Here is a 21,905-nt window from a genome sequence, read left to right on the forward strand (position 1 = left end):
CCGCGATATGGGACGTTAACTTCTCTTCTTGTTTATTCTACGGTCTTTGATGTCATATTTTCCTGTTATGCAGAGGTTCGTTCCCCCTGTATTTCATCGATATGAGTTACCGTAAAAACGAAAAGCTGTGGTACGTACCCGTATATAAAAATGACGTGCAATAACGCACGCACCAACAATATTGCAAGCAAACACATAACATAACCAAGAGATCGAAAAAATGGAGATACTGGAAAAATTGGTCGATCAGGTGAACAGCCTGCTCTGGGACCACGTATTAATCTTCCTGCTATGCGGAACTGGAATTTACTTCACTATCCGTTTGGGCTTTATTCAAATCAGACATTTTGGCTCAGGCTTAAAAGCACTGTTTGGCGGTATGTCGCTACGTGGTGATAAAGCTGATAAAAGCGGCATGAGCTCTTTTCAGGCGGTCGCTACCGCAATTGCCGGGCAAGTCGGCACCGGTAATCTGGCAGGACCCGCTACGGCGATTCTTGCTGGTGGCCCGGGCGCTATCTTTTGGATGTGGGTTTCCTCTTTTCTGGGGATGTCGACCATTTATGCTGAAGCCATTTTGGCGCAGAAATTCAAAACTAAAGACCGTAACGGTCAGGTTGTGGGTGGCCCAGCGTACTATATTGAACAGGGTTTAAAGTGTAAGTGGTTAGCCTGCGTTTTTGCGGTGCTGATTATTTTTGCTTTAGGCTTTATTGGCAACATGGTGCAGTCCAATGCGATCGCTTCCGCGTTTAACAGTTCTTTAGGCGTGCCTAATTGGATCGTTGGTGCGGTAATGGCTGTGGTTGCCGGTATTGTGATTATCGGTGGTATTCGCAGTATTGCTTCATTCAGTGAAAAAGTTGTTCCGGTCATGGCCATTTGTTATTTAATTGGCGCATTTACCATTCTGGTCTTTAACTTCGAATATGTGTTACCTGCCTTTAAGGCTATTTTTATTGCCGCATTTAATCCGCAGGCCGTGGTCGGTGGTGGTGTGGGAATAGGTATTCAGCAGGCGATGCGCTTTGGTATTGCCAGAGGGTTGTTTGCTAACGAAGCCGGAATGGGGTCAACGCCTCATGCTCATGCGGTTGCCCGCGTCGCCAGACCTGAGCAGCAGGGCTTTATTGCCATGATGGGTGTGTTTGTGGTGTGTGTGATTGTTACCGTTACTGCACTGGTGATTATCACTTCAGGCATGAAAGAGTGGGATGCAACGGGTCGTGTGACTGAGTCATTTTTAGGGATTTTCCACGGACAGGGAATTACCGTGACTCAACAGGCCTATACCTATGTATTCGGTCATTTTGGTAGCCTGTTTATTTCGGCTTCACTGTTCTTCTTTGCGTTCACCACCATTATTGGCTGGTACTATTATGCCGAGACGAACGTGCGTTATCTGTTTAACTCCACGTCAGCGGTACGTATTTATCAGTTTATTGTTATCTGTTTTATCTTTGCTGCTTCACTATTTAAAGTTGAGCTGGTGTGGAAGATGGCCGATATGTTCAATGGTTTGATGGTGTTACCGAACCTGGCAGCGCTGCTGTTACTTTCTCCGATAGTAATTAAGCTGGGGAAAATGGCCGGTTACGGTAGCGGTATTCCCGATGCGGAGTTAGACGCTAAGCGCTGATTATCTTGGTTGAAATTTCGATACTTAAACCCCGGTTAATCCGGGGTTTATTGTTTTTGTTGGTAAGTTCTTTTAATCAGATGTAGTGAATATTATTTAAGTGTTCAGCTTGAGAACCATGGGTACTTAACTATCGTGGGCGACAGGCCTACTTTTCCTATGCGCCCTCCGGCTGGCAAGCCAGCTACGACCCAAACGGAAAACTCTCCTGTCGTTTGGGTGTAGTGAAGGGATTTCTGATTGAGAATATTAGGATTTTTTATCAATTTGAATCTTGGTTTATTTGGGATTTATTGTTTCTACTGACTCTCTTTTTATTAGCATTCACTTTTCTGAATGGCTAAATGTTTCTACATTTACATAAAAAATTCAGCTTACATGTGTACACTGAAATGATTCTCATATAATCTGAAAGTGGGTTATGGATACCGAAACTATGGGCTATGTTTATAGCGCAAATAAAAGGTCAAGTGCATGTCAGCATCATTAAAACAGGGCTACTCAGTAGCGGAAGAAATTGCTAACAGTATCAGCCACGGCATTGGATTTATTCTGGGGATTGTCGGGCTGGTCTTATTGCTCACTCAGGCTATCGATAAGGATGCCGGTTCGCTGGAAATCACCAGCTACAGCCTGTACGGCGGCAGTATTATTGTGCTGTTCCTGGCTTCTACGCTGTACCATGCGATCCCTAATCCGCATGCCAAACGGCGGCTTAAGGTCTTTGACCACTGCGCTATTTATCTGCTGATTGCTGGTACCTATACGCCTTTCTTATTGGTGGGTTTGGGTTCTCCTCTGGCGCAAGGTTTGATGGTGGTTATCTGGAGCTTGGCGCTAATCGGCGTGGTATTTAAACTGGCATTTACTCATCGTTTTAAAGTCGTTTCGCTGGTGACCTATCTGGGAATGGGCTGGCTATCGCTAGTGGTGATTTACCAGATGGCAGTAAAGCTGTCGGTTGGTGCCGTTGGGCTTTTGGCTGCCGGTGGGGTGATTTACAGCTTAGGGGTGATTTTCTACGTTAATAAACGCATTCCATACAATCATGCGATTTGGCATGGTTTTGTGCTGGGCGGCAGCGTTTGTCATTTTCTGGCGATTTATCTTTATATTGCCTGATTGAGTATCTATTTGCTTCCCGCATAGGCTGCGGGAAGCGGTGACCGATATCGAGAATTAAGCTTTGCCTTCTTCTTCCAGCGAATAAGGTAAAGGTTGAATCGCTAGCTTACTGGTAACATCATCTTTAACCCGCAGTACGGTATCTGCCTCGAGATCGTTATTCAATACTGCTTGAACCCAGATAGAGCTATCCGCTAGTTTAACCGACGCCAATACAGTGCCGGTTCGACGCCAGTTTTCACCCAATTGTAATTCCAACTCACCGCCAGTCTCTGGTAAATCCAGCGCATTACCTGCCAGCCAATACATAGCACGCTTATTCGCTCCGCGATATTTCGCTCTGGCGATCATTTCCTGTCCGGTATAGCAGCCTTTAGCAAAGCTGATGGCATTGAGCGCCTGTAGGTTAGTAGCCTGAGGGATAAACTGATCGCTGTTAACGCTGTCAATGATGGGAATACCCGCTTCAATATCTAAAGCCAGCCACTGACGGCTGTCATTCAGGGCGGCTTTACCCAGCAGATGGGTATAAAGAGTATTGGCCTGTTCTTGGTTGGTGACAATCAGAAACCGCTCTGTAGGAGAGGCAAAATGTAAAATACTGGTTTCCTGATGCTGAACCACGGAGGTTGTTGCATCCGGTAAGGTTGGATAAAACGAAGACAGTGTGGTTCTGGCATCGCTACCCGCAAGGCCTAACAGAACGGCTTCATTTTTTCTTTCAATGGTGACCTTAGAGAATACGGCGTATTTTTTGAGTTCGGTTAACTGTGTATCACATAGGCTGGTGCGTTGTAGGTAGGCTAAATCATCACCATACTGAAATAGGCGGATATCACTCCACATTTTGCCTTTGGCATCGCAGTGCGCGGTTAACTGATGTTGTTCCGGTGTTAAGGCGTACACATCGCAGCTGACCTGCCCCTGTAAATACTTACGATTATCTTCTCCACTCAGGCTAACCAGCGCCCAGTCTTCTAACGAGATTAACGTCAGCGACAAATCTGATGATGGGCTTGCTAACTGAGAGGGTAGTGGTGATTTATAAGCCATAAGTACTCCAATACGAATAGGACAAATACACGGATGAGCGACGGTAAAAGACGATTAATGGATCTACCGAAACCGCTTATATTACACAGTTTACTGAACAATCGCCGGGTACAGTATACGAATTATGTGTTTCATCCAGAAAGTTTTCCTTCCCGCATTGGTTTGATTGCATATTTTCAGCGATATCTCCCAATTTCAGTTCGATTAAAATCTGATTTTAACCAGTAATATCGATCCTGATGGCAAATTTACGCTAAGTTTTATCTGTAGCCTTTCCCAAAGTCGGAGCAAATTGCTACTCTACACAACCATGTAACCTGATATGAGTAAGTTTGTATGGATATCAATAATAAAACCCGAATCCACTGGTCATGTCGTCGTGGAATGCGTGAACTGGATATTGCCATCATGCCGTTTTTTGAAAATGATTATGATGGGCTATCTGATGGCGATAAACAGACGTTTGTTCGTTTGCTAGCGTTTGAAGATCCCCAGCTGTTTCGTTGGCTGATGAATCAGGCTACGCCAGAAGATGCTGAACTGGAACGTATGATCAAAATGATTCAAAAGAAAAATGCAGAACGTCGTTCTCTGGCATAGTGATATCCGGGTTTCCTGGAAAACACAGTGTGTCTCACTCTTGATACACGGGGCTTTAGTGTTGCTGGTGCTGCTATCTCCGTGGAATGACGGATATTGGCCACTTTGGCTCTCTTTAGTGACGTTGGTGATTTTTGATTGTTTACGCAGCCAGCGACATATTCAACGCATGCAGGGAGAGATGCTGTTGTTGAATAATGGTGTGATCCAATGGCAGCGAAATGAATGGAAAATCAAAGGTAAGCCCATCATGTTTAGCTGGGGCATATCGTTAAAGCTGGTTTCCATTACCGGTAAGCATCGCCGTCGTCGAGTTTGGCTGGCGATAGATAGTATGGATACGGAGTCTTGGCGTAGCCTGCGTTTTCAGCTATTGCAGTTTGACAAGTATGAAGATAAATAAACGAGAGTATTGAGTGTCTGATAGGGTGGATATAGGGTAATGTCATGTCATTAATCTGGTTAGTCGAAGATGAAGCGAGTATTGCCGATACGCTGATCTACACTCTGGAGACCGATGGGTTTGAAGTTAGATGGTTCGAACGCGGCGAGCCGGTTTTAGCGGCGCTAAATCAGAGTCGTCCGGCGTTGGCTATTCTGGATGTGGGGTTACCCGATATCAATGGATTTGAACTATGCCGTCGTATGTTAGCGCAGGCGGCTGACTTACCATTAATGTTTCTCACAGCCCGCAGTGAAGAGCTGGATCGCATCGTTGGACTGGAAATAGGGGCGGATGACTACATCGCCAAACCGTTCTCACCGCGAGAAGTGAGCGCTCGGGTACGCACTATTTTACGTCGTCTGGAAAAGCAGCAACGTTTAATGCCAAGCTACGGTGCTTTTGGTCTGGACGAAGAGGGGGCGACGATCACCTTTTATGGTCAGGTTCTGCTATTAACTCGCTATGAGTTTTTATTGTTAAGAACGCTGCTTAAATCCCCGCGTAGGGTGTTTTCTCGTCAACAACTGATGGATTTGGTTTGGCAGGATGCAGAAGAGAGTCTGGATCGTACCGTTGATACCCACATTAAAACTCTGCGAGCCAAATTGCGCACCATATCTGATGAAATCAACCCGATCCAGACACATCGCGGATTAGGATATAGCCTGAGCCCCGGCGAATGAGGATTGGTCTTCGCTTACTGCTAGGCTTCTTTATGATTGTGGCCGTTGCGGGTTACTTCGTGATGAATATTTTTGTTCAGGAAGTTAAACCTGGGGTTCGGCGTGCTACTGAAGGAATGATGGTAGATACTGCCAATCTTCTGGCTCAGATCGCCGAACAGGATATTCGCAATCGTAATCTGAATCAGGGACATATTGCTCAGGCGTTTTCGGATATTAATCGTGCACCTATCGGTGCAAAGATTGATCACATCGTTAAGAACCGTATGGAATACCGAGTCTATATCACTGACAGTAAAGGTAAGGTGATTTTTGACTCCACCGGAGAGGGGCTGGGGCAGGATTATTCTCGCTGGAACGATGTTTATTTGACGCTACGTGGTAAATACGGCGCCCGTAGTACCCGCCTTGATCCCGAGGATGAAAGCAGCTCTGTTATGTATGTGGCAGCGCCGATCAAAACGACCGATGGTCAAATCATTGGCTCACTGACCGTTTCAAAACCCAACCAGACAATGCAGCCGGTTATCCGCCGTAGCGAACGACGTATGGAGATTGCCGGTATTATTCTGCTGGGTATTGCGCTGCTGATTGGTGCGGTGTTTGTCTGGTGGATTAACCGGTCGATTTCTAGATTGGTGCGCTATGCCAGTGAAGTCGCGGAGGGTAATGCCCCAACGCTGCCGAAAATGGATGGCCCGGAGCTGAGTAGTCTGGCACATGCGCTGGAAAGCATGCGTATCAAGCTGGAGGGGAAAGACTATATCGAAAAATATGTTCATACCCTGACGCATGAATTAAAGAGTCCCTTAGCCGCGATCCGCGGAGCAGCAGAAATTTTGCAAGAAATGCCACCGCAGCCGGTAGCACAGCGTTTTATCAATAACATTAAACAGCAAAATGAACGTTTGCAGCTTCTGGTGGATAGAATGCTGCAACAGGCGCAGGTGGAAAGCCGTATTCGTCAGGAAAAGGCATCGGTCGATTTGGCGGAGTTACTCAACGGCGTGATAGACGCCAAAGAGGCACAGTTTGCCCACCGTCGAATTACCGTTAGCCGCAACATTGATGCTCCGGTTACGGTACGTGGCGATAAATTACTGTTGGAACAGGCATTCAGTAATTTACTGGAGAATGCGTTAGATTTTACCCCGGAACAGGGAAAAATAGTCATCACCGGTGAGTTTGTTGAAAATCATTATCGAGTGATTGTCATTGATAATGGCCCGGGAATGCCGGTCTATGCTCTGGATAAGGTGTTTGATCGTTTCTATTCTCTACCGCGACCGGATAAAGAGAAAAGCACCGGCCTGGGGCTGAGCTTTGTTCGGGAAGTGGCGATTATTCATCAGGGAACCATTCATTTGGTGAACGGTGAGGAGGGCGGAGCTAAAGCCATTTTTATCCTGCCAATGAAGGATAAATAGCCATATCACTTTGGTGATGAATCCTCGTTCTCTTCACACTGCCTTCACATAACAACATCATCTGCTCACTCAGCCCATTTATGCTGTTGCCATAATATGGAATAGGAGTGACTGGAGATGTTTAGATCTACGCTATTTTGGAAGGTATTAATATTGTTGGGACTGACCCTGATGATGTTGATTCCTATCGGTATGGTATTGGGCTTAATTGATGGGCGTAATCAATACCAGCAGAGTGTGATTGAACGTATTGAAGATGGTACCAGCGGTGAGCAGATCATTGTTGGCCCCATTATTGTGGTGCCCTTTGTTCGTTCATCAATGGAAACGGACAGCGATGGGAAAAACAGAATCCAGTATCATGAAGGGAAAAGTTATATCCTTCCCGATAACCTGAAAATTAACGGTCAGGTTAATGTGGAGCCGCGCAAGGTCGGTATCTATCAGGCGCAGGTTTATCAAAGCGATTTGCACTTCACTGGCTCTTTTCCTAAGGTCGTTGATAACGATACGGCTTCAGTCACCTACGGTAAACCTTACTTGGTTTTATCACTGGCTGATTCTCGAGGCATTACTAAGGTGCCGGAAATCATGCTGAATCAGCATGCGGAAGTTTTTAAACCGGGAACCAACTATCCAGACTTGCCTCAGGGAATGCACGTTGAGCTGTCGGATGCGATGCTCAATGCAGATAAGTCCCTCTCTTTTGATTTTAAGCTGTCACTTCAGGGAATGGGGCATTTAGCGGTGATGCCGGTCGGTGCTTCTTCTGAACTTAACCTGAGTGGTAATTGGCCTCATCCTAATTTCTTGGGACAATTTTTGCCGAAAAAACGCGTCGTTACTGAGGACGGTTTTACTGCGAGCTGGCAGAGCAGTTGGATTGCCAATAATATTAATAACAACTTTAGTCGTTATGATATGCGTGATCTGAGAACAAAAGGTTATTCAACAGAAGCTTATACTTATGACCGGATTTCATCGATTCCAACCTTTAGTACCAGCTTTATTGAACCGGTCAATCATTACCAACTGAATACTCGCACCGTTAAGTATGCCATTTTGTTTATTAGCCTGACGTTTGTGGCTTTCTTCTTGTTTGAAATGCTTAAGTCATTATCGATTCACCCAATGCAATATTTGTTAGTTGCGGCTGCGTTGATGGTGTTTTATGTCATTTTACTGGCGTTATCTGAGCGTATTGGCTTTGCTTGGGCATACTGTATTGCCGCATTGAGCTGCAGTAGTCTGATTGGTTTCTATTTGAGTGCGGTATTGAAAGGGGCAATACGTGGTATTAGCTTTGCCGTGGGGCTATTGGTGCTGTACGGCGTGCTCTATGTCTTGTTACAGTCCGAGGATAATGCGCTGTTATTAGGAGCAATCTTACTGTTTATCGTGTTAACCGTTGTGATGACATTGACTCGTCGTTTGGACTGGTACAAGGTGGCTGCGCCATCATCGCCATCATCGCCATCATCGCCATCATCGCCATCATCGAATAACGGTAAAAATTCTGATAGTGCGGCATTGAGTGAAGTGGAAGCCATGCCAGAGAATAGTGTGGAGCAAAATATTTCTGAGGCCATCAGGAATAGCGATGAAGATAGTCAGGAGCGACGCAAATACCGATTATGGAAATAATCGATTTAACTTAATGGTTTGTTTCTTCCGATAAAATACCCTGGTATTTTTGCCTGATGCCATTCTGTTAAGAAAATATGAGGCAGTGAGTTTTATTTTATGCTCTTTCTATTGAGCGCTGGAATTCAGCCGACAACTAAGTGAGGGAGCACGCCCATCAAGGATGATGGGCGAGGCGCTGCTTCTCCGGGAGAGAATCAGCGCCGGTGCGTTAACCCGAACGAAGGCGGAGGGAAGTCGCCGTAGGCGATCTGGATTCGGGGGCGAAGGCGCGGGAGTGCAGAGGGCGTTCGCCCTAACGCCTTCTGCTCGGCCACGAGCACCAGCGTTAATTTATTCTCTGTATTGATAGTGGACGAAATTTACGCTGTCATTAAGTTTAATTAACCAACACCACAATATTCTTACCAGGCACTTTGATTTTTCTAACCATATTGTTTCAGGTATTTTTCCAGTTCCTGTGGGTAAGGAGAACAATCACCTCCGCGCTGGCTAACAACGTAGGATGCGATTGCATTACCCAGAGTAACGGCTTGATCTAGCGACCAGCCTGAAGCCAGACCGGCGATAACGCCTCCGGCATGACTATCACCGGCACCGATGCTGTCTACCACCGTTGTTTTAAACGGCGTAATCCAGCCGTGGCTGCCCATATCGTGATAATACGCGCCGTCTTTGTCCACCCGTATGATTAGCGGACATTGATAACGCTTCATCCAGTCTTGAGCCAGTACTTCAACATTCAGTGTTCGAGTGATGCCTGACAAATGGATATCGATCAGCTCTGCTTCTTGCCGATTGAGTGAAATAGTGGGTTTTAGTGCGAGTAGACGAATGAGGTGCTGTTCTGATATATCAGTAAGACGTGGGCCAAAATCGATAAATAATCCAATAGTTTTGGGCAGCGATTCCAGCCACGAAATCAGGATTTCGCCACAGGGTGCGGATAGCTGATAGCCTGAAAGATAAACTAACGTATCAGGCGGCAGATTAAGATTATCCAACGCGTGTCGATCCCACAGGTTTTCTACGCCGCTAACGGACAAAAAAGTACGTTCACCGTCCGGTTCTACCAAAGCCAGACACCAACTGTTATCGCCGCGATCGGTTTCAATGGCGGAGGTAATCCCTTTTTCTTTCAGTCGGCTACGAATGATATCCGCCCACATCCCCTGACCTACAGGTAACGCATTAAGGGTATTAATACCTAATCGGTTAAGGGTAATGGCAATATTGAGCGCACAACCGCCAATATTGATGCTTTGTTGGCGGAGTTCAATATCACTACCGCGATAGGGTAGAGTGTCAGTATCAGCAATCACATCAATCACTGCTGCGCCAATCAGGCAAATAGGGCGCTGGTTGGTCAGAGAGATGAGTCGGTTGTTCAGTTCAGCGGCTTGCATAAGCGGCTTCTCTTTGGCTGCGGAATTGAGTAAATGCCTGACTATAGCGAGTAAAATCAAGCTGGTTGACGTGATCCAACTGTTGTTTTAAAGCTGGGTCAATGCTGTCGATTCCATGTAGTGCGCCACAAATAGCGGTCGCCATAGCACCGATGGTATCGGTGTCTCCTCCCAGATTAGCGCACAGAATAGCGCAGCGGTTAGGGTCAGTTTGAGCCAGTTCAACCATGGCAATAGCGGCAGGAACGGATTCTATGGTGCTGGTACCGGCTCCAATCAGTTGATAAACCAGCTCCATACCTTGCTCAATATCTTGTGCATTTTTGGCCGTCTCCAAAGCCAGCTCAATTCTGGCTGCCATGGATGCGCTAAAGGTGGTGATCCGCTTTTCCTGTGCCGCTTTAGCGATGGCCGGCAGCATATCGCAAATTTGCTGCCAACTGGCACCGTCAATGGCTTTAGAAATCGCCCAGGCGATAGCTACGGCACCCGCGATGGCGACATCGGACTTATGGGTCGGGCTGGAAGCGAGGGCAATCTGGTCGATAAAGTCGTCCAGTGAATCGGTCGGCAATAGGCATCCCAGTGGGGAAACGCGCATTGCGGCACCATTGGTCACGCCATTGTTTTCCAGTTCGGCAATCGACTTACCTTGTTTGATGGCATTAAGGGCAATTTTTGAGGTTGGGCCCAAGACGTTTTTATTAAAGGCATCAAAGTTTTCAGCCCATTGCATAATATTGCGCCCGATGATGATGGGGTCAACATGACCCTGACATTCAATGATGGCATCGGCAAGCGCCAGTGCCATTGAGGTGTCATCAGTAAACTCGGCAGCATTGAAGTAACAGGCTGCGTTGTTTTCTGCCGGCCCCGGCAAAAAACCATCGATCCAGCCAAAGTGCGATTTGACCCGAGAACGCGGCCACAGCTCAGATGGCATTCCCATTGCATCACCTAAAGCCTGACCATAGAAGGCACCTAATATACGATTCTCTTTTTTCATCACCGATCCTTACTTATTGCTCAATGGCTGCTTAGTCTTATCATTCAATTCGCACTCTGGGTGTAGCTACACCATTATGCGGCGGCGGTTTCTTTATCGTTTTGTGGTATGTCTATCGCCTTAATTTCACCTGGGGATTCCTTGAAAAACAGGATAAACAGCACGGTAATGATAGCGATCATGATGGCGCCAAATCCCCACATCCCAGCCCAGTTGAAGGTCTGACCGTTGACGGGTTCAGCGTAGGCAAACATTTTTTCCATCATTTGACCGCCAAGGCTATAGCCCAAGAGGCTACCAAAGCCTTGGCAACACAGGGTAATCAGGCCTTGTGCGGCAGTGCGCATATGTACGGGCGCCTTTTTATCAACATAGATATAGGCGGTGACATAGTAGAAATCATAGCTAACGCCGTGCAGCAGAATACCGAGGAACAGCAAACCGTAAGTGAAGATATGATCGGCACCACCATAGACAAAGAAAGCGTATCGGATTGCAGCAGTAATTAAGCCCAGTATTAATACTTTTTTGATGCCGAAACGCTTAGTAAAGAAAGGCAGAGCCAGCATAAAGAAAATTTCTGAGAACTGGCCTAACGTCATCCAGCCGGTGGCATTTTTCATGCCGACTTCCGTGAGGAAACCGTTGGCAAAGGTATAGTAAAATGCCAATGGCATAGCAAACAAAAATGAACAGAAGAAAAATACCTGAAAATTACGATCTTTCAGCAAGATAATTGCATCCAGACCCAGCATCACTTTAAGGCTCATTTTACCGGTGCTTTTTGGTGGAGTGTTCGGCAATGTCAGCGCAAATATCCCCAGCAGGACTGAACTGCCTGCGGTGATCAGCAGTGGAATATTGCTGGAAGAGATATCACCGACCCCTAGCATACTGGGGAGGAATCCACACACTAAGCCTGAAGCGATCCAACCGATGGTTCCCATGACGCGAATACGTGGAAACAGCCGCTCAACATCCGGCACATTAGAGAAGGCAATACTATTGGTTAGTGCGATGGTTGGCATATAGGTTAACGAATAGGCCAATAATAATGGGAAGAATGTGCTGAACTGGGTTTGCTGTGCGGCTAGCCACATTAACAGAGCGCCGACAAACATCAGCAGCGCTAAGACTTTTTGCGCGGCAAAGAAACGGTCGGTGAGAGAACCGACTAAAATCGGTGAAAGAATAGCAGCGATGGCGGTACAGGCATAAGACCAGCCGATTTCAGAGGGAGTAAACCCACTTGCACTGAGGAAAAGCCATAAAGGAACAAACCAGGCGCCCCAGATAAACCATTCGATAAACATCATGAATGAGAGTTTTGCTATTGTTTTATTCATGTTTAGTCCTTTCATGACAGCTGATACAACCGGGCTAACCATACCGATTATCAATACCTTTTAAATACCTTTGTGTGAATTATTTGAGCTAGTTAACATTGTGCCTTGGCTGAATGGATTCATATAGGGTTTTATATTCAGTATTGGGATTACATCAATATTGGGCGTAATTTAACCAAAAATCGATCCCGAATAGGATCAGTGGAAGATATTCACTGAGTAAAACGTAACACGCTTGTAGCCCTTGATATCGTTAAAAAAAGGTTGTTTGTGGTATCTAATACTGTTTAATTGCGGTTTGATCAACTTTATATCCGTTATAGGCTGATTTATTGAGATAATCGTTTTTTGTTACAACTTGATCCTTTCAATTTTATCGCGCATCATTGAGGATCTACATCGAAATCTGATTATTTTATGAACTAGTCTGGAGTTATATGTCTTCACTTGTTTTAAAAATAATAGGTTCGGCGATTCTCTTTTTGAGTGTGTGTTCTTCTACCAGTTGGGCGTCAACTGGGTCAAAGAACCATCAAGAGTATTCTCTCAATGATAAGCTAAACAGCCTACCTGATTTGCGAAAATACCCTTCTGGCACTCAACGGAAAAAAGCGTTTCTCAATGCCGTTGTACCTATTATTGATCAACAAAACAGCCAAATTCGCCAAGAGCGTGAGTGGCTATTAAAGAAACGTGCTTCGAAGAATTGGAGCGCGCAGGATGTGGTACGAGTACAGCAAATTTGTAACCGCTATCGGGTAAAATGTGCCGCTAATCCACAACAAATAAAGTGGAATGAGCTGCTGAAACGCGTAGATACCCTACCAACCCACTTAGTCGTTGCTCAGGCAGCAACTGAGTCTGGATGGGGAACATCGAAATTAGCGCAGACCAATAACAATCTGTTTGGTATGCGCTGCGGAAGCAAAGCCTGTAATAGTAAAGGCGGTGTAGTTAAAGGCTATTCAGCCTATCGCTCAGTGAATGATTCTGTCAGCGCTTACCTGCTGAATATGAACACTCACTCGGCGTATCGGACGTTACGGGATTCCCGTGCCTCGATAAGAAACCAAGGTGATACGGTTACCGCCGATCATCTGGTTAATAAGCTGGATCGCTATTCTGAGCGCGGTACTTCATATAATAAGTATCTGCAGAAGATGTTGGATCATAATGAAGATCTGATTCATCAAGTACAGACCGCTTCGCTGAATGCACAGGGTGAGTCATCCTAATTGACCTTCTATCCTAACCCGAATAGTGCCGTTGCCTGCAATTTAAGGGTGATGACACGCAATATTGCTGTGGTTTGGAAGCTGGCTCAGAGTACGCAGTTAAGTTAACTCACTGACTAAAAAAACCGTTACCTGATTTTATCGGTAACGGTTTTTTATTATCTCTCTCTTTTTATTGACCATCAGTCAGTCTATTGTTAGCTTAGCTGAAAATAGACGGTCAGGAGGAGCAAGTAGTGGTTAGAATTGTAAAAAAACCGGATGTGCGTCGGGCAGAGATACTCAAAACCGCCGGTATATTATTTCAGTCCCAGGGGTATGAAGTGACTTCGGTAGATGAAATTGTTCGTACCGCTGGCATCGCTAAGGGGACATTCTATTACTATTTTAAATCCAAACAGGACATTTTGGATGCATTAGCCTGTCAGCTTGTGAGTGTGATGGCGGAATCTGCTCAGAAGATTGTTGATAACTCGGCATTAGGGGCAATCGAAAAGTTTTGTGCTGTAATTAGCGATATGAACCGAGTTCAGGCACAAGATCAGATGTTGGTTGATGATTTGCATCATGTTGAAAACAGGGCATTGCACGATCGTAATAACATTGAAATTATACGCGTGCTTGGTCCGTTAATGGCACAGGTGATTGAGCAGGGATGTCAGGAAGGGGTTTTTCAAGTAGATGAGCCTTTGGGAACGGTGCAGTTTATTTTGGCTGGCTCGTTGTTTCTTTTTGGGCATGGCATCTTTAACTGGACATCCGAGGAAGAAGCGACACGTATACAGGCAATGTTGCTGTTAATTGAACGCGCCGTTGGTGCCCGATCTGGAGCGCTGACTGAAGCATTATCTTCTGTTTTACAACATCGAAATTAGTACATTTCTGATGATAACTGCGTTCTTCTATATAAGAACGCAATACTTTTGCATTTAAATTCTATTTGATATCATTTATGCGATTTACAGAATGGATTTTTGGACTGTTCATTCTATAAATTTAACCCTATACATTAGGCAGGAATAATATAAAGTCATGGTGTTATATTATGATTGAGTTTTAGTCATTCTTATAAGGTTATTATTAAATCTCAGCAATGATTTTATTGAGCTAACATTATTGATTTTTGATTTTTGTTAGAGTTGTCAGTTTTCCAACTATTTATATGATTAAATTATCAATAATTTCAATGTATTAACCAACGCATTTGATTTCTAAGTGATTTCATTAACCAATTGATTTTATTTGATAATTTTAAAAGCATGGCACTTTCCCCCTTTTTTTCTTCCCCGCCTTACTTCTGAAGGTGTTAGCGATCTAAATTTATTTTATATTGAATTTTAACGATCTAAAATCTTAAAAATATCACTGATTTATGTTTTTATACTGTTACTTGGGGTTTTATACAGTGCAAATGTGTGGTTTTTGTGTTTTCGGTATGTTAGCCTTTTAAAAAATGGATAAGTTTTTAAAAGGAATTGTATCCCGCCATGAAAACAACGCTATCAGCTCTAGCCATATTTACAGCTTTGGTCTTTAGTCAATCCGTATTTGCTGACAGTTTTTGTGGTGATCGGAACAGAAACTATATCAGCAACAAAACTTTTGAAGGTGATTTAACCGGTAACGAATGTCTGGAGATTGGTGCTGGAAATATAGGTGATCCAAGTGAGTATGTGGGGGCCGGCATCAATATGAATCTGCTAAATGGCAGTTTATTGAGTGTGTTAGGTTACTTTAAAGACTCAACAGTAAATAGTGGCGCAACCGTTTGGATAACCAAAAAACCTAGAGTTTATTCACATGACTATGACCCTGGTTTCCCGAGCATTGGTACCAATATTGATATTAAATCCGGTGGGAAAATTTATGTGTTTGACGGTGGAACATTAAAGGATTCTCTGCTGAATGGTGGCACTGTTTATGTTTCTAATGCTGGTGATGTCAACGACCCGGGTATTGCGATTAATAATACGGTGAATTCTGGCGGTAATCTGTATGCCTATTCAGGTGGTAAATCTGAAGGGACAACCGTTAACAACGGCGGTAAGGAATACATTCAGGATAATGGGACGGCAAAGAATTCCATCGTTAATGATGGCGGATATCAATATGTCAGAAATAGTGGTTCTGCTACGGGGAGCACCATTAATCAGGGTGGATCTCAGCATGTTTATAATCAAGGGATAGCCAATAATACCGTGATTAATCGCGGGGGAGTTCAGCATTTATTATTGGGTGGTATCGCCACGGGTAGCATCATTAATCAGGGTAATCAGTTTGTCTACAATGATGCTGTAGCTAAAGATACCATTATCAATCAAGGTGGAATCCAGTATGTTTTTGATAAGGGGACCGTTAACAATACGGTTATTAATAGCGGTGGAATTCAATATCTGTATCTTAATAGTTCCGTATCAACGGCTGGTGTAGCAAATAATACTAAAGTTTATGGTACCGGAGCCCAGAATATTCAGCAGGGTGGAAAAGCGATAGGGGTTGAGCTGTACGACAATGCGGTACAGAGAATCTATGCTGACTCTTCTGCGACTGACGTTACCATCAATAATAATGCTAAATCTTGGTTAGACGTTGGCGGAGCTATGCTTGGCACCACTCAGCTTAACGATCAAGGTCAGCTACAAATGGTCGTGGCGGGGGGAACCAGTACAACTTATGCTGAGAATATTATTCTGAGTGGTAAAAATACGTCGGTAGCTGTTATTGCTAAGGTTGCCGATACAGATTTTGCGCATATTGAAACGCTAAGCGGTAACGGTATCGTTGGTTTTAAAACGATTAATGATGCTAATGGTGACAAAATATATTCCCATCTAAAACTGGGGAACCTGTCCGGAAGTCTGCATTTTTTGTTTAATACTTCCATTGAAGATGGACGAGGCGATTACTTATTTATTCGTCAGGGAAGCGGCCAGCATTTGGTTAGCGTGGCAGATTCCGGCGCTGAAATTACCGATCCGAATCAGAAAAGATTAGATCTGATCACCGATGAAAGTCGTGGTGCAGGTTTTAGTCTGGCCAGTATGAGCGGAGCCAATATCAAGGCGCTTGATGGTGGTACTTATATGTACACGCTGAACCAGCGTAGCGAAGATACCGGTGAAATATGGTATTTGAGTGCTATTGATAGCAGTACTTCTAAGCCCGATCCAAATCCCAAACCATTACCGGTTCCCGATCCGGAAGATATAACGCCCCCGGTAATCACTCAGCCAACAACAACACCAAGTACTGACGCGGTTCTTTCAATGTCGGTCGCTTCTCAATTGATTTTTAATAATGAGATGCAGAACCTACGTTCAAGAAAAGGTGTTTTGCAACAAGATGAAAGCAATGCTGGTAGTTGGGTGCGTATGACGGGTAGTAAGAATAATATTGCGACTGACCATACTCATTTCAAGCTGGAACAGTCCGGTATAGAAATTGGTGCAGATAAAGCTGTGAACCTTGAAAATGGTAAAGCTTTCATTGGTGGATTTACCAGCTATGGTAACGCGGATATTAAACATGCTCGTGGCGGTACCAGTAAGGTCGATAGCTATAGCGTAGGCGCTTATGCCACCTATTTTGATACCCGCGGTCTTTACGTTGACGGGGTGTTAAAATACAACCACTTTAGTAACGAGCTAAAGGCGATTTCTACCAATGGTTCAAGTATCAAGAGTGACTATGGTCAGAATGCTTTGGGTGCATCAGTGGAAGTTGGCTATAACACTTCCGTTATTTACGATATGTGGGTTGAGCCGTACGCCAAACTGTCTTATGTACAGGTAGAAGGTAAAGATATTTCCTTGAGCAATGGTATGAAAGCCAATATTGGCGATCAGAACTCTCTGATGACTGAACTGGGCTTGAATCTGGGTAAGACTTTCCTTGTAGGAGAAACGAGCGCCGTCACGCCATATATTAAAGCGGCATGGGTTCATGAATATATTGATAACAACAGCACGGTTATCAACGATCGCAATAAGTTCACCACGAATTTGTCTGGAGATATGGGCAAAGTTGGCGTAGGTATTGATGCCAAAGTCTCTAAACAAGTTAATCTGTTTGCCGAAGTGGATTATGCCAAAGGTAATAAGATTGAAGCCCCTATTCAGGGTAATTTAGGGCTGCGTTTTAATTTTTAATTATTGATAGTGGACGAAACTTTCGCTGCCATTAAACTTAATTGACCGACATCATCAACATGAATGTCGGTTTTTTATGGGTGACACTCTCAAAATGGGGAATGATTGATTGTTTATTGAGGTGGATTTTCTGTTTTCCCCAAGATGAAGATTTCTTCTTACCTGAGTTTTTGGGTTAAAGGTGAGATGGTTAAACCGATTTCCGCCAAAATAACGCTGACGGAAATCATAAAAATAGAGACAGGATTTTAAGTTAACCGTGAAGCTTCGAGTATTGACTGGCTCAGTAGAGTAATGAGTGCCGTTTTATTATTAGCGGTTAATCTAAGGTGAGGTGTATCCCAGTTATTGTCTTTAATAATGTAGATAACGAATTCACCTTGCTCATCAAATGCGGGATACCAGCCAACATCAACGATATTGCCGTTGGAAAATTCTATCTGTAACAGGTCTTCATCAAGGGAATCAATCAACGAGGATAGAGGAAGGTCCAGATCCAGAGAAGCAATCTGATTATAGATGCTGACTGATTTTTTAACCAAAACAGTGCTACCACACACAACGATTTCTTTAGTCATGAGTTCATCTCAATATTTTTAATTATTAGTAGGTTATTGTCTTTTTAACGCTTTGGAGACGTCCTATTGTAGCGTGATATTGGCACTTTATTCATGATATCTATATAACAATGTATATCGCATATTATTTTCATAATAACTAGCTGATATATATACCAGTTTTAAAATAACTGACTGAAAAATAGAAGGTTGATAATAGCGTTCTTACCCAATTTTTCTGATTTAGGTAATAAAAGTGCCTTATTTTGACGATAACTGTTACCTGTTTGCCCTGTTGATCAGCGGTTGAGTCGGGGGATTGGAGGGATAAGGTTATCGTCTAACGTACTGACAAAAGTTATAGGTTGATACTCGGGTATTATGAATCATGCTTAAACTTACATTATATGGTTAATTGTTTCATTGGATGCTTTATTATGCAGTGTATTAATCTGTTTTTTGTTGTTAGGGTTACAGTATGTCGAGTTAACTGCTATAACATAGCTAAGTAACCATTGGTCACAGTAGGCTCAGTAGTACTAACCACAATTCAATGGATTGAATGATTCCACCGACAGATTAATTCTGAACGTTGTATGCATTTTAGACCCAATATTGCTGGCTTTTGGGCAGTCTACCTATTAGTTACTTTCATAACCTATGATTTATTTTTTAGGCAAGATTTTTAGAAAACAATAATTTAATAGCGAGTTCAGAGTAAATGACAGTATCCTCCCCAACAAGTACGGGCCAACCTAAAGCGCGCCCGTTAAACAAAAATGACTATAAAACGCTGGGGTTATCGTCTCTTGGCGGTACATTAGAGTTTTATGATTTTGTTATTTTCGTATTCTTCACTGGAACATTAACCCATTTATTTTTCCCTGGTGACAATGAGTTTATTGCCCAGATGAAAACGTTAGGTATTTTTGCCGCAGGCTATTTGGCAAGACCTCTCGGTGGGATAATTATGGCGCACTATGGCGATAAAATTGGCCGTAAACGCATGTTTACCCTGAGCATCTTTCTGATGGCTTTGCCAACGTTGGTGATTGGTTTGTTACCCACCTACGAAACGATTGGTGTGATGGCGCCAGTTTTATTGTTATTGATGCGTATTTTACAGGGTGCCGCGATTGGTGGTGAAATGCCGGGTGCATGGGTGTTTATTGCTGAGCATACGCCTGAGCAGCGCTATGGCCTCGGTGTTGGAACCTTAACCTCTGGTATTACCGGTGGAATTTTGTTGGGATCGATTATCGCTATTGTGGTACAGCGTAGTTATAGCACCGCAGAGATTAACGATTTTGCATGGCGTATTCCATTTGTTTTGGGCGGGGTATTTGGTTTTATCTCTGTTTATCTGCGTAAATTTTTGCAAGAGACGCCTATTTTTAAAGAGATGGCAGCAAAACATACGCTGGCCAAAGAATTGCCGGTTAAAACAGTTATTCGCAGTCATAAACTAGCCTGTGTGATTACCGCTATTTTAACCTGGTCGCTATCGACGGCTATTGTGGTGACTATCCTGATGACGCCTTCTGTGGTTGTGGAGAAAATGTATCAGGTTGATCGTACGATTTCTCTGGAAGCTAACTGCGTTGCGACGTTAATGCTAACGTTAGGGTGTATTTTCTGGGGATGGATCAGCGATAAATTGGGTACCCGTGCCTGTATGACGGCATCATGGGGAGGATTAGCCATCACCGCCTACTATTTCTATAGTGCACTGCACCCAGAAATTAGCGGTGGTGAGCTGATGTTCAACTATGGTCTGATGGGATTCTTTGTTGGGGCGATTGCCACAACCCCGATTGTTGCTACCCGAGCTTTCCCTCCGGCTATTCGTTTCTCTGGTCTATCATTTGCCTATAATCTGGCTTATGCGGTGTTTGGTGGTCTGACGCCAATGATTACCGGTGCCTGGTTACAACAGAGTTCTATGGCTCCGGCTTACTATGTTGCAGGCGTTTCGCTGCTGGCTATTGTTGTGTCATTCTTGCCGTTGGCTTATAAAGGCTGGACGGAGAAAAAGAAGGAAGAAATTCCTGAGACGGCATCGGTTAGCGCTGAATAAAGTAAAGTCGTCGAAATAGTCTCGAAACCACCTTATTTAAGGTGGTTTTTTTATGGCTGCACGAAGAGATGAACTAAAAATATAGCTTTACAGTAACTTAACAATCTTAGCAATAAGAGCCTCTTCATATCTCATTTCTGTCAAGTTTGTTTCCTGTTGAAATATCTTGTCATTTTTATATAGCGCCAAGTTACAAAATAATAGTTTTCAATTTCACTTAGTTGAATAAACTAAGTTCAAACCTGTTTTCCCTGAGCCCATATATTGAAATACTATTTAAAATCCAATGATCATAATGAATAACCTGCAAATTAAGTTTGTTAATCCGTCTCGTTTTCTTTGGGCAATGATGATGTGTATTTTCATGCTGCTCTTATCCTCATATGCCCATGCTGCGCGCCCACATCAAACCAGTAAAAAAGCGCCTGTTGCGGTTCATTCTGTCGCGAAAAGCAGTAGCAAACGCAAACGGGCACCGGTGAAAAAAAACGCTCATCAGTCGGCCTCCAGCCAGACCCATCACCATCAGAGTCGCAGCGTTAAAAAAGTGCCGATTGGTCGTAATCCGTTCCGACAGTCAGATTTGCCAGATTTACAGATTACTGATGGGATGCATCCTCGTATTACTCCGATCCAGAAAACTAAACTAAAGATAGCGAAAACCAAAGTTGTGTCTAACTTGATGAAGCAGTTGGGCAAACCTTATCGCTATGGTGGGACTTCCCCACGTACCGGTTTTGACTGTAGCGGGTTGGTTAATTACGCTTATCGCGATCAGTTAAAGTCAACGTTACCACGCACTGCCGACAATATGTTCCATATGTCATCGTCTCAGAGTAGAGAGATCGATAAAGAAGAACTGAATACGGGAGATTTAGTTTTTTTTAGCACCCATAGCCGCGGGCATAGCCATGCTGACCACGTTGGTGTTTATCTTGGTGACGGTGAGTTTATTCAGGCTCCGCGTACCGGAAAAGATATTCAAATCAGTCGGCTGGATGATGATTATTGGCAGAATCATTATATCGGTGCCCGTCGGGTATTGTTGCCTCATGCGGTAAGATAAGAAGATCTGAAATATATTCAATCAAGGTACTCATTAAATAGATAATGCAGGGTATTACTTCTGTGGTTATTATATCTATGATCAGTAAATTTCAATGAGTTGGTGTCTTCAACCATCATAATGATAACTGATTAATAAGAATTTTTTCCAGTGCTTTATTCTTGGTTATGTATTGATTTCCATATCAATTTATCAGTGAATGTTGAGTTAATTATGCAGAGATAAAATTTTTTAATACGTGATTAATCTAGATTAATTAAAACGTTAAGTATTAAGCTATTTTTTTAGAATTGATTAATTGTTTATAACATTATGTTTTTAATCTATTTATTTATTTTCAACACTGTTTGAAATATTTTGTTTTATTATTTTTCTTGATTTTTGCCTTATGATTTTGAGATGATTACATTTAATGTAAAACTGTGTTTATATATTTCATCTTGATTAA

General features: G+C 43.6%; 17 protein-coding genes. 12 read left to right on the forward strand and 5 right to left on the reverse strand.

What is annotated here, in order from left to right; translation table 11 throughout:
* Positions 1–220 precede the first annotated feature (220 nt).
* On the forward strand, positions 221–1,639 hold the full coding sequence (locus EL341_RS02835) for an alanine/glycine:cation symporter family protein (protein WP_047779965.1): 1,419 nt from the start codon (positions 221–223) through the stop codon (positions 1,637–1,639).
* 474 nt (positions 1,640–2,113) lie between these two features.
* Positions 2,114–2,761, forward strand: a complete 648-nt coding sequence (trhA, locus tag EL341_RS02840; protein WP_047779966.1) for a PAQR family membrane homeostasis protein TrhA — start codon at positions 2,114–2,116, stop codon at positions 2,759–2,761.
* A 57-nt stretch (positions 2,762–2,818) separates the two neighbouring features.
* Here the strand turns inward: trhA and ygfZ are convergent, their stop codons facing one another.
* Positions 2,819–3,817, reverse strand: a complete 999-nt coding sequence (gene ygfZ / locus EL341_RS02845; RefSeq protein ID WP_126466960.1) for a tRNA-modifying protein YgfZ — start codon at positions 3,815–3,817, stop codon at positions 2,819–2,821.
* Between the two features lie 336 nt (positions 3,818–4,153).
* Between ygfZ and sdhE the strand changes: the two genes are divergently transcribed.
* From sdhE to creD, 5 genes are all read left to right on the forward strand, one after another.
* Positions 4,154–4,417: an FAD assembly factor SdhE gene (gene sdhE, locus EL341_RS02850; protein ID WP_047779968.1), complete on the forward strand. Its 264-nt coding sequence runs from the start codon at positions 4,154–4,156 to the stop codon at positions 4,415–4,417.
* On the forward strand, positions 4,392–4,820 hold the full coding sequence (locus EL341_RS02855) for a protein YgfX (RefSeq protein WP_047779969.1): 429 nt from the start codon (positions 4,392–4,394) through the stop codon (positions 4,818–4,820). Before sdhE ends, EL341_RS02855 begins: the two co-directional genes overlap by 26 nt.
* Positions 4,821–4,864: 44 nt before the next feature.
* Positions 4,865–5,545 (forward strand): two-component system response regulator CreB, encoded by a 681-nt coding sequence (gene creB / locus EL341_RS02860; protein WP_047779970.1) that lies wholly within the window; start codon positions 4,865–4,867, stop codon positions 5,543–5,545.
* The gene (gene creC / locus EL341_RS02865) at positions 5,542–6,972 is read left to right on the forward strand and encodes a two-component system sensor histidine kinase CreC (RefSeq protein ID WP_047779971.1); all 1,431 of its coding nucleotides are present in this window, start codon (positions 5,542–5,544) and stop codon (positions 6,970–6,972) included. Before creB ends, creC begins: the two co-directional genes overlap by 4 nt.
* Before the next feature lie 117 nt (positions 6,973–7,089).
* Complete coding sequence (gene creD / locus EL341_RS02870; RefSeq protein ID WP_047779972.1) at positions 7,090–8,616, forward strand: cell envelope integrity protein CreD; 1,527 nt, start codon at positions 7,090–7,092, stop codon at positions 8,614–8,616.
* Between the two features lie 425 nt (positions 8,617–9,041).
* Here creD and EL341_RS02875 read toward each other — a convergent pair whose 3' ends face one another.
* The 3 genes from EL341_RS02875 to EL341_RS02885 all read right to left on the reverse strand — a co-directional run bounded on the left by EL341_RS02875 (position 9,042) and on the right by EL341_RS02885 (position 12,374).
* On the reverse strand, positions 9,042–10,022 hold the full coding sequence (locus tag EL341_RS02875) for a PfkB family carbohydrate kinase (RefSeq protein ID WP_126466962.1): 981 nt from the start codon (positions 10,020–10,022) through the stop codon (positions 9,042–9,044).
* Entirely contained in the window at positions 10,009–11,028 is a 1,020-nt protein-coding gene (locus EL341_RS02880; protein WP_126466964.1) for an ADP-ribosylglycohydrolase family protein, read from the reverse strand. Before EL341_RS02880 ends, EL341_RS02875 begins: the two co-directional genes overlap by 14 nt.
* A gap of 74 nt (positions 11,029–11,102) precedes the next feature.
* On the reverse strand, positions 11,103–12,374 hold the full coding sequence (locus EL341_RS02885) for a nucleoside permease (RefSeq protein WP_126466966.1): 1,272 nt from the start codon (positions 12,372–12,374) through the stop codon (positions 11,103–11,105).
* A 437-nt stretch (positions 12,375–12,811) separates the two neighbouring features.
* Between EL341_RS02885 and EL341_RS02890 the strand changes: the two genes are divergently transcribed.
* From EL341_RS02890 to bafA, 3 genes are all read left to right on the forward strand, one after another.
* The gene (locus EL341_RS02890) at positions 12,812–13,609 is read left to right on the forward strand and encodes a protein bax (protein ID WP_047779975.1); all 798 of its coding nucleotides are present in this window, start codon (positions 12,812–12,814) and stop codon (positions 13,607–13,609) included.
* A gap of 236 nt (positions 13,610–13,845) precedes the next feature.
* Positions 13,846–14,484, forward strand: a complete 639-nt coding sequence (locus EL341_RS02895) for a TetR/AcrR family transcriptional regulator (RefSeq protein ID WP_074820299.1) — start codon at positions 13,846–13,848, stop codon at positions 14,482–14,484.
* 612 nt (positions 14,485–15,096) lie between these two features.
* Entirely contained in the window at positions 15,097–17,757 is a 2,661-nt protein-coding gene (gene bafA, locus EL341_RS02900; RefSeq protein ID WP_126466968.1) for a BafA family autotransporter, read from the forward strand.
* Between the two features lie 248 nt (positions 17,758–18,005).
* On the opposite strand, the gene EL341_RS02905 is transcribed toward bafA, so the two are convergent.
* Entirely contained in the window at positions 18,006–18,335 is a 330-nt protein-coding gene (locus tag EL341_RS02905) for a hypothetical protein (RefSeq protein WP_053007485.1), read from the reverse strand.
* Positions 18,336–19,035: 700 nt separating this feature from the next.
* On the opposite strand from EL341_RS02905, the gene EL341_RS02910 reads away from it, so the two are divergent.
* Together EL341_RS02910 and EL341_RS02915 are read left to right on the forward strand one after the other, a co-directional pair.
* Positions 19,036–20,391 carry an MFS transporter gene (locus EL341_RS02910; protein WP_047779978.1) on the forward strand — a complete coding sequence of 452 codons (1,356 nt, stop codon included), beginning with the start codon at positions 19,036–19,038 and terminating at the stop codon, positions 20,389–20,391.
* A 295-nt stretch (positions 20,392–20,686) separates the two neighbouring features.
* Positions 20,687–21,457: a C40 family peptidase gene (locus EL341_RS02915; protein ID WP_232036584.1), complete on the forward strand. Its 771-nt coding sequence runs from the start codon at positions 20,687–20,689 to the stop codon at positions 21,455–21,457.
* Positions 21,458–21,905: the final 448 nt, after the last annotated feature.

The sequence above is a fragment of the Pragia fontium genome (assembly GCF_900638655.1).
GTDB classification, from domain to species: domain Bacteria; phylum Pseudomonadota; class Gammaproteobacteria; order Enterobacterales; family Enterobacteriaceae; genus Pragia; species Pragia fontium.

Excerpts from the sequence above, each read along its gene's own strand:
- sdhE (WP_047779968.1), top strand. The coding sequence starts at position 4,154 with ATGGATATCAATAATAAAACCCGAATCCACTGGTCATGTCGTCGTGGA.
- EL341_RS02905 (WP_053007485.1), bottom strand. The coding sequence starts at position 18,335 with ATGACTAAAGAAATCGTTGTGTGTGGTAGCACTGTTTTGGTTAAAAAA.
- creD (WP_047779972.1), top strand. The coding sequence starts at position 7,090 with ATGTTTAGATCTACGCTATTTTGGAAGGTATTAATATTGTTGGGACTG.
- EL341_RS02890 (WP_047779975.1), top strand. The coding sequence starts at position 12,812 with ATGTCTTCACTTGTTTTAAAAATAATAGGTTCGGCGATTCTCTTTTTG.
- EL341_RS02875 (WP_126466962.1), bottom strand. The coding sequence starts at position 10,022 with ATGCAAGCCGCTGAACTGAACAACCGACTCATCTCTCTGACCAACCAG.
- EL341_RS02885 (WP_126466966.1), bottom strand. The coding sequence starts at position 12,374 with ATGAATAAAACAATAGCAAAACTCTCATTCATGATGTTTATCGAATGG.
- bafA (WP_126466968.1), top strand. The coding sequence starts at position 15,097 with ATGAAAACAACGCTATCAGCTCTAGCCATATTTACAGCTTTGGTCTTT.
- EL341_RS02915 (WP_232036584.1), top strand. The coding sequence starts at position 20,687 with ATGAATAACCTGCAAATTAAGTTTGTTAATCCGTCTCGTTTTCTTTGG.
- EL341_RS02910 (WP_047779978.1), top strand. The coding sequence starts at position 19,036 with ATGACAGTATCCTCCCCAACAAGTACGGGCCAACCTAAAGCGCGCCCG.
- EL341_RS02835 (WP_047779965.1), top strand. The coding sequence starts at position 221 with ATGGAGATACTGGAAAAATTGGTCGATCAGGTGAACAGCCTGCTCTGG.
- ygfZ (WP_126466960.1), bottom strand. The coding sequence starts at position 3,817 with ATGGCTTATAAATCACCACTACCCTCTCAGTTAGCAAGCCCATCATCA.
- EL341_RS02855 (WP_047779969.1), top strand. The coding sequence starts at position 4,392 with ATGCAGAACGTCGTTCTCTGGCATAGTGATATCCGGGTTTCCTGGAAA.
- EL341_RS02880 (WP_126466964.1), bottom strand. The coding sequence starts at position 11,028 with ATGAAAAAAGAGAATCGTATATTAGGTGCCTTCTATGGTCAGGCTTTA.
- creC (WP_047779971.1), top strand. The coding sequence starts at position 5,542 with ATGAGGATTGGTCTTCGCTTACTGCTAGGCTTCTTTATGATTGTGGCC.
- trhA (WP_047779966.1), top strand. The coding sequence starts at position 2,114 with ATGTCAGCATCATTAAAACAGGGCTACTCAGTAGCGGAAGAAATTGCT.
- creB (WP_047779970.1), top strand. The coding sequence starts at position 4,865 with ATGTCATTAATCTGGTTAGTCGAAGATGAAGCGAGTATTGCCGATACG.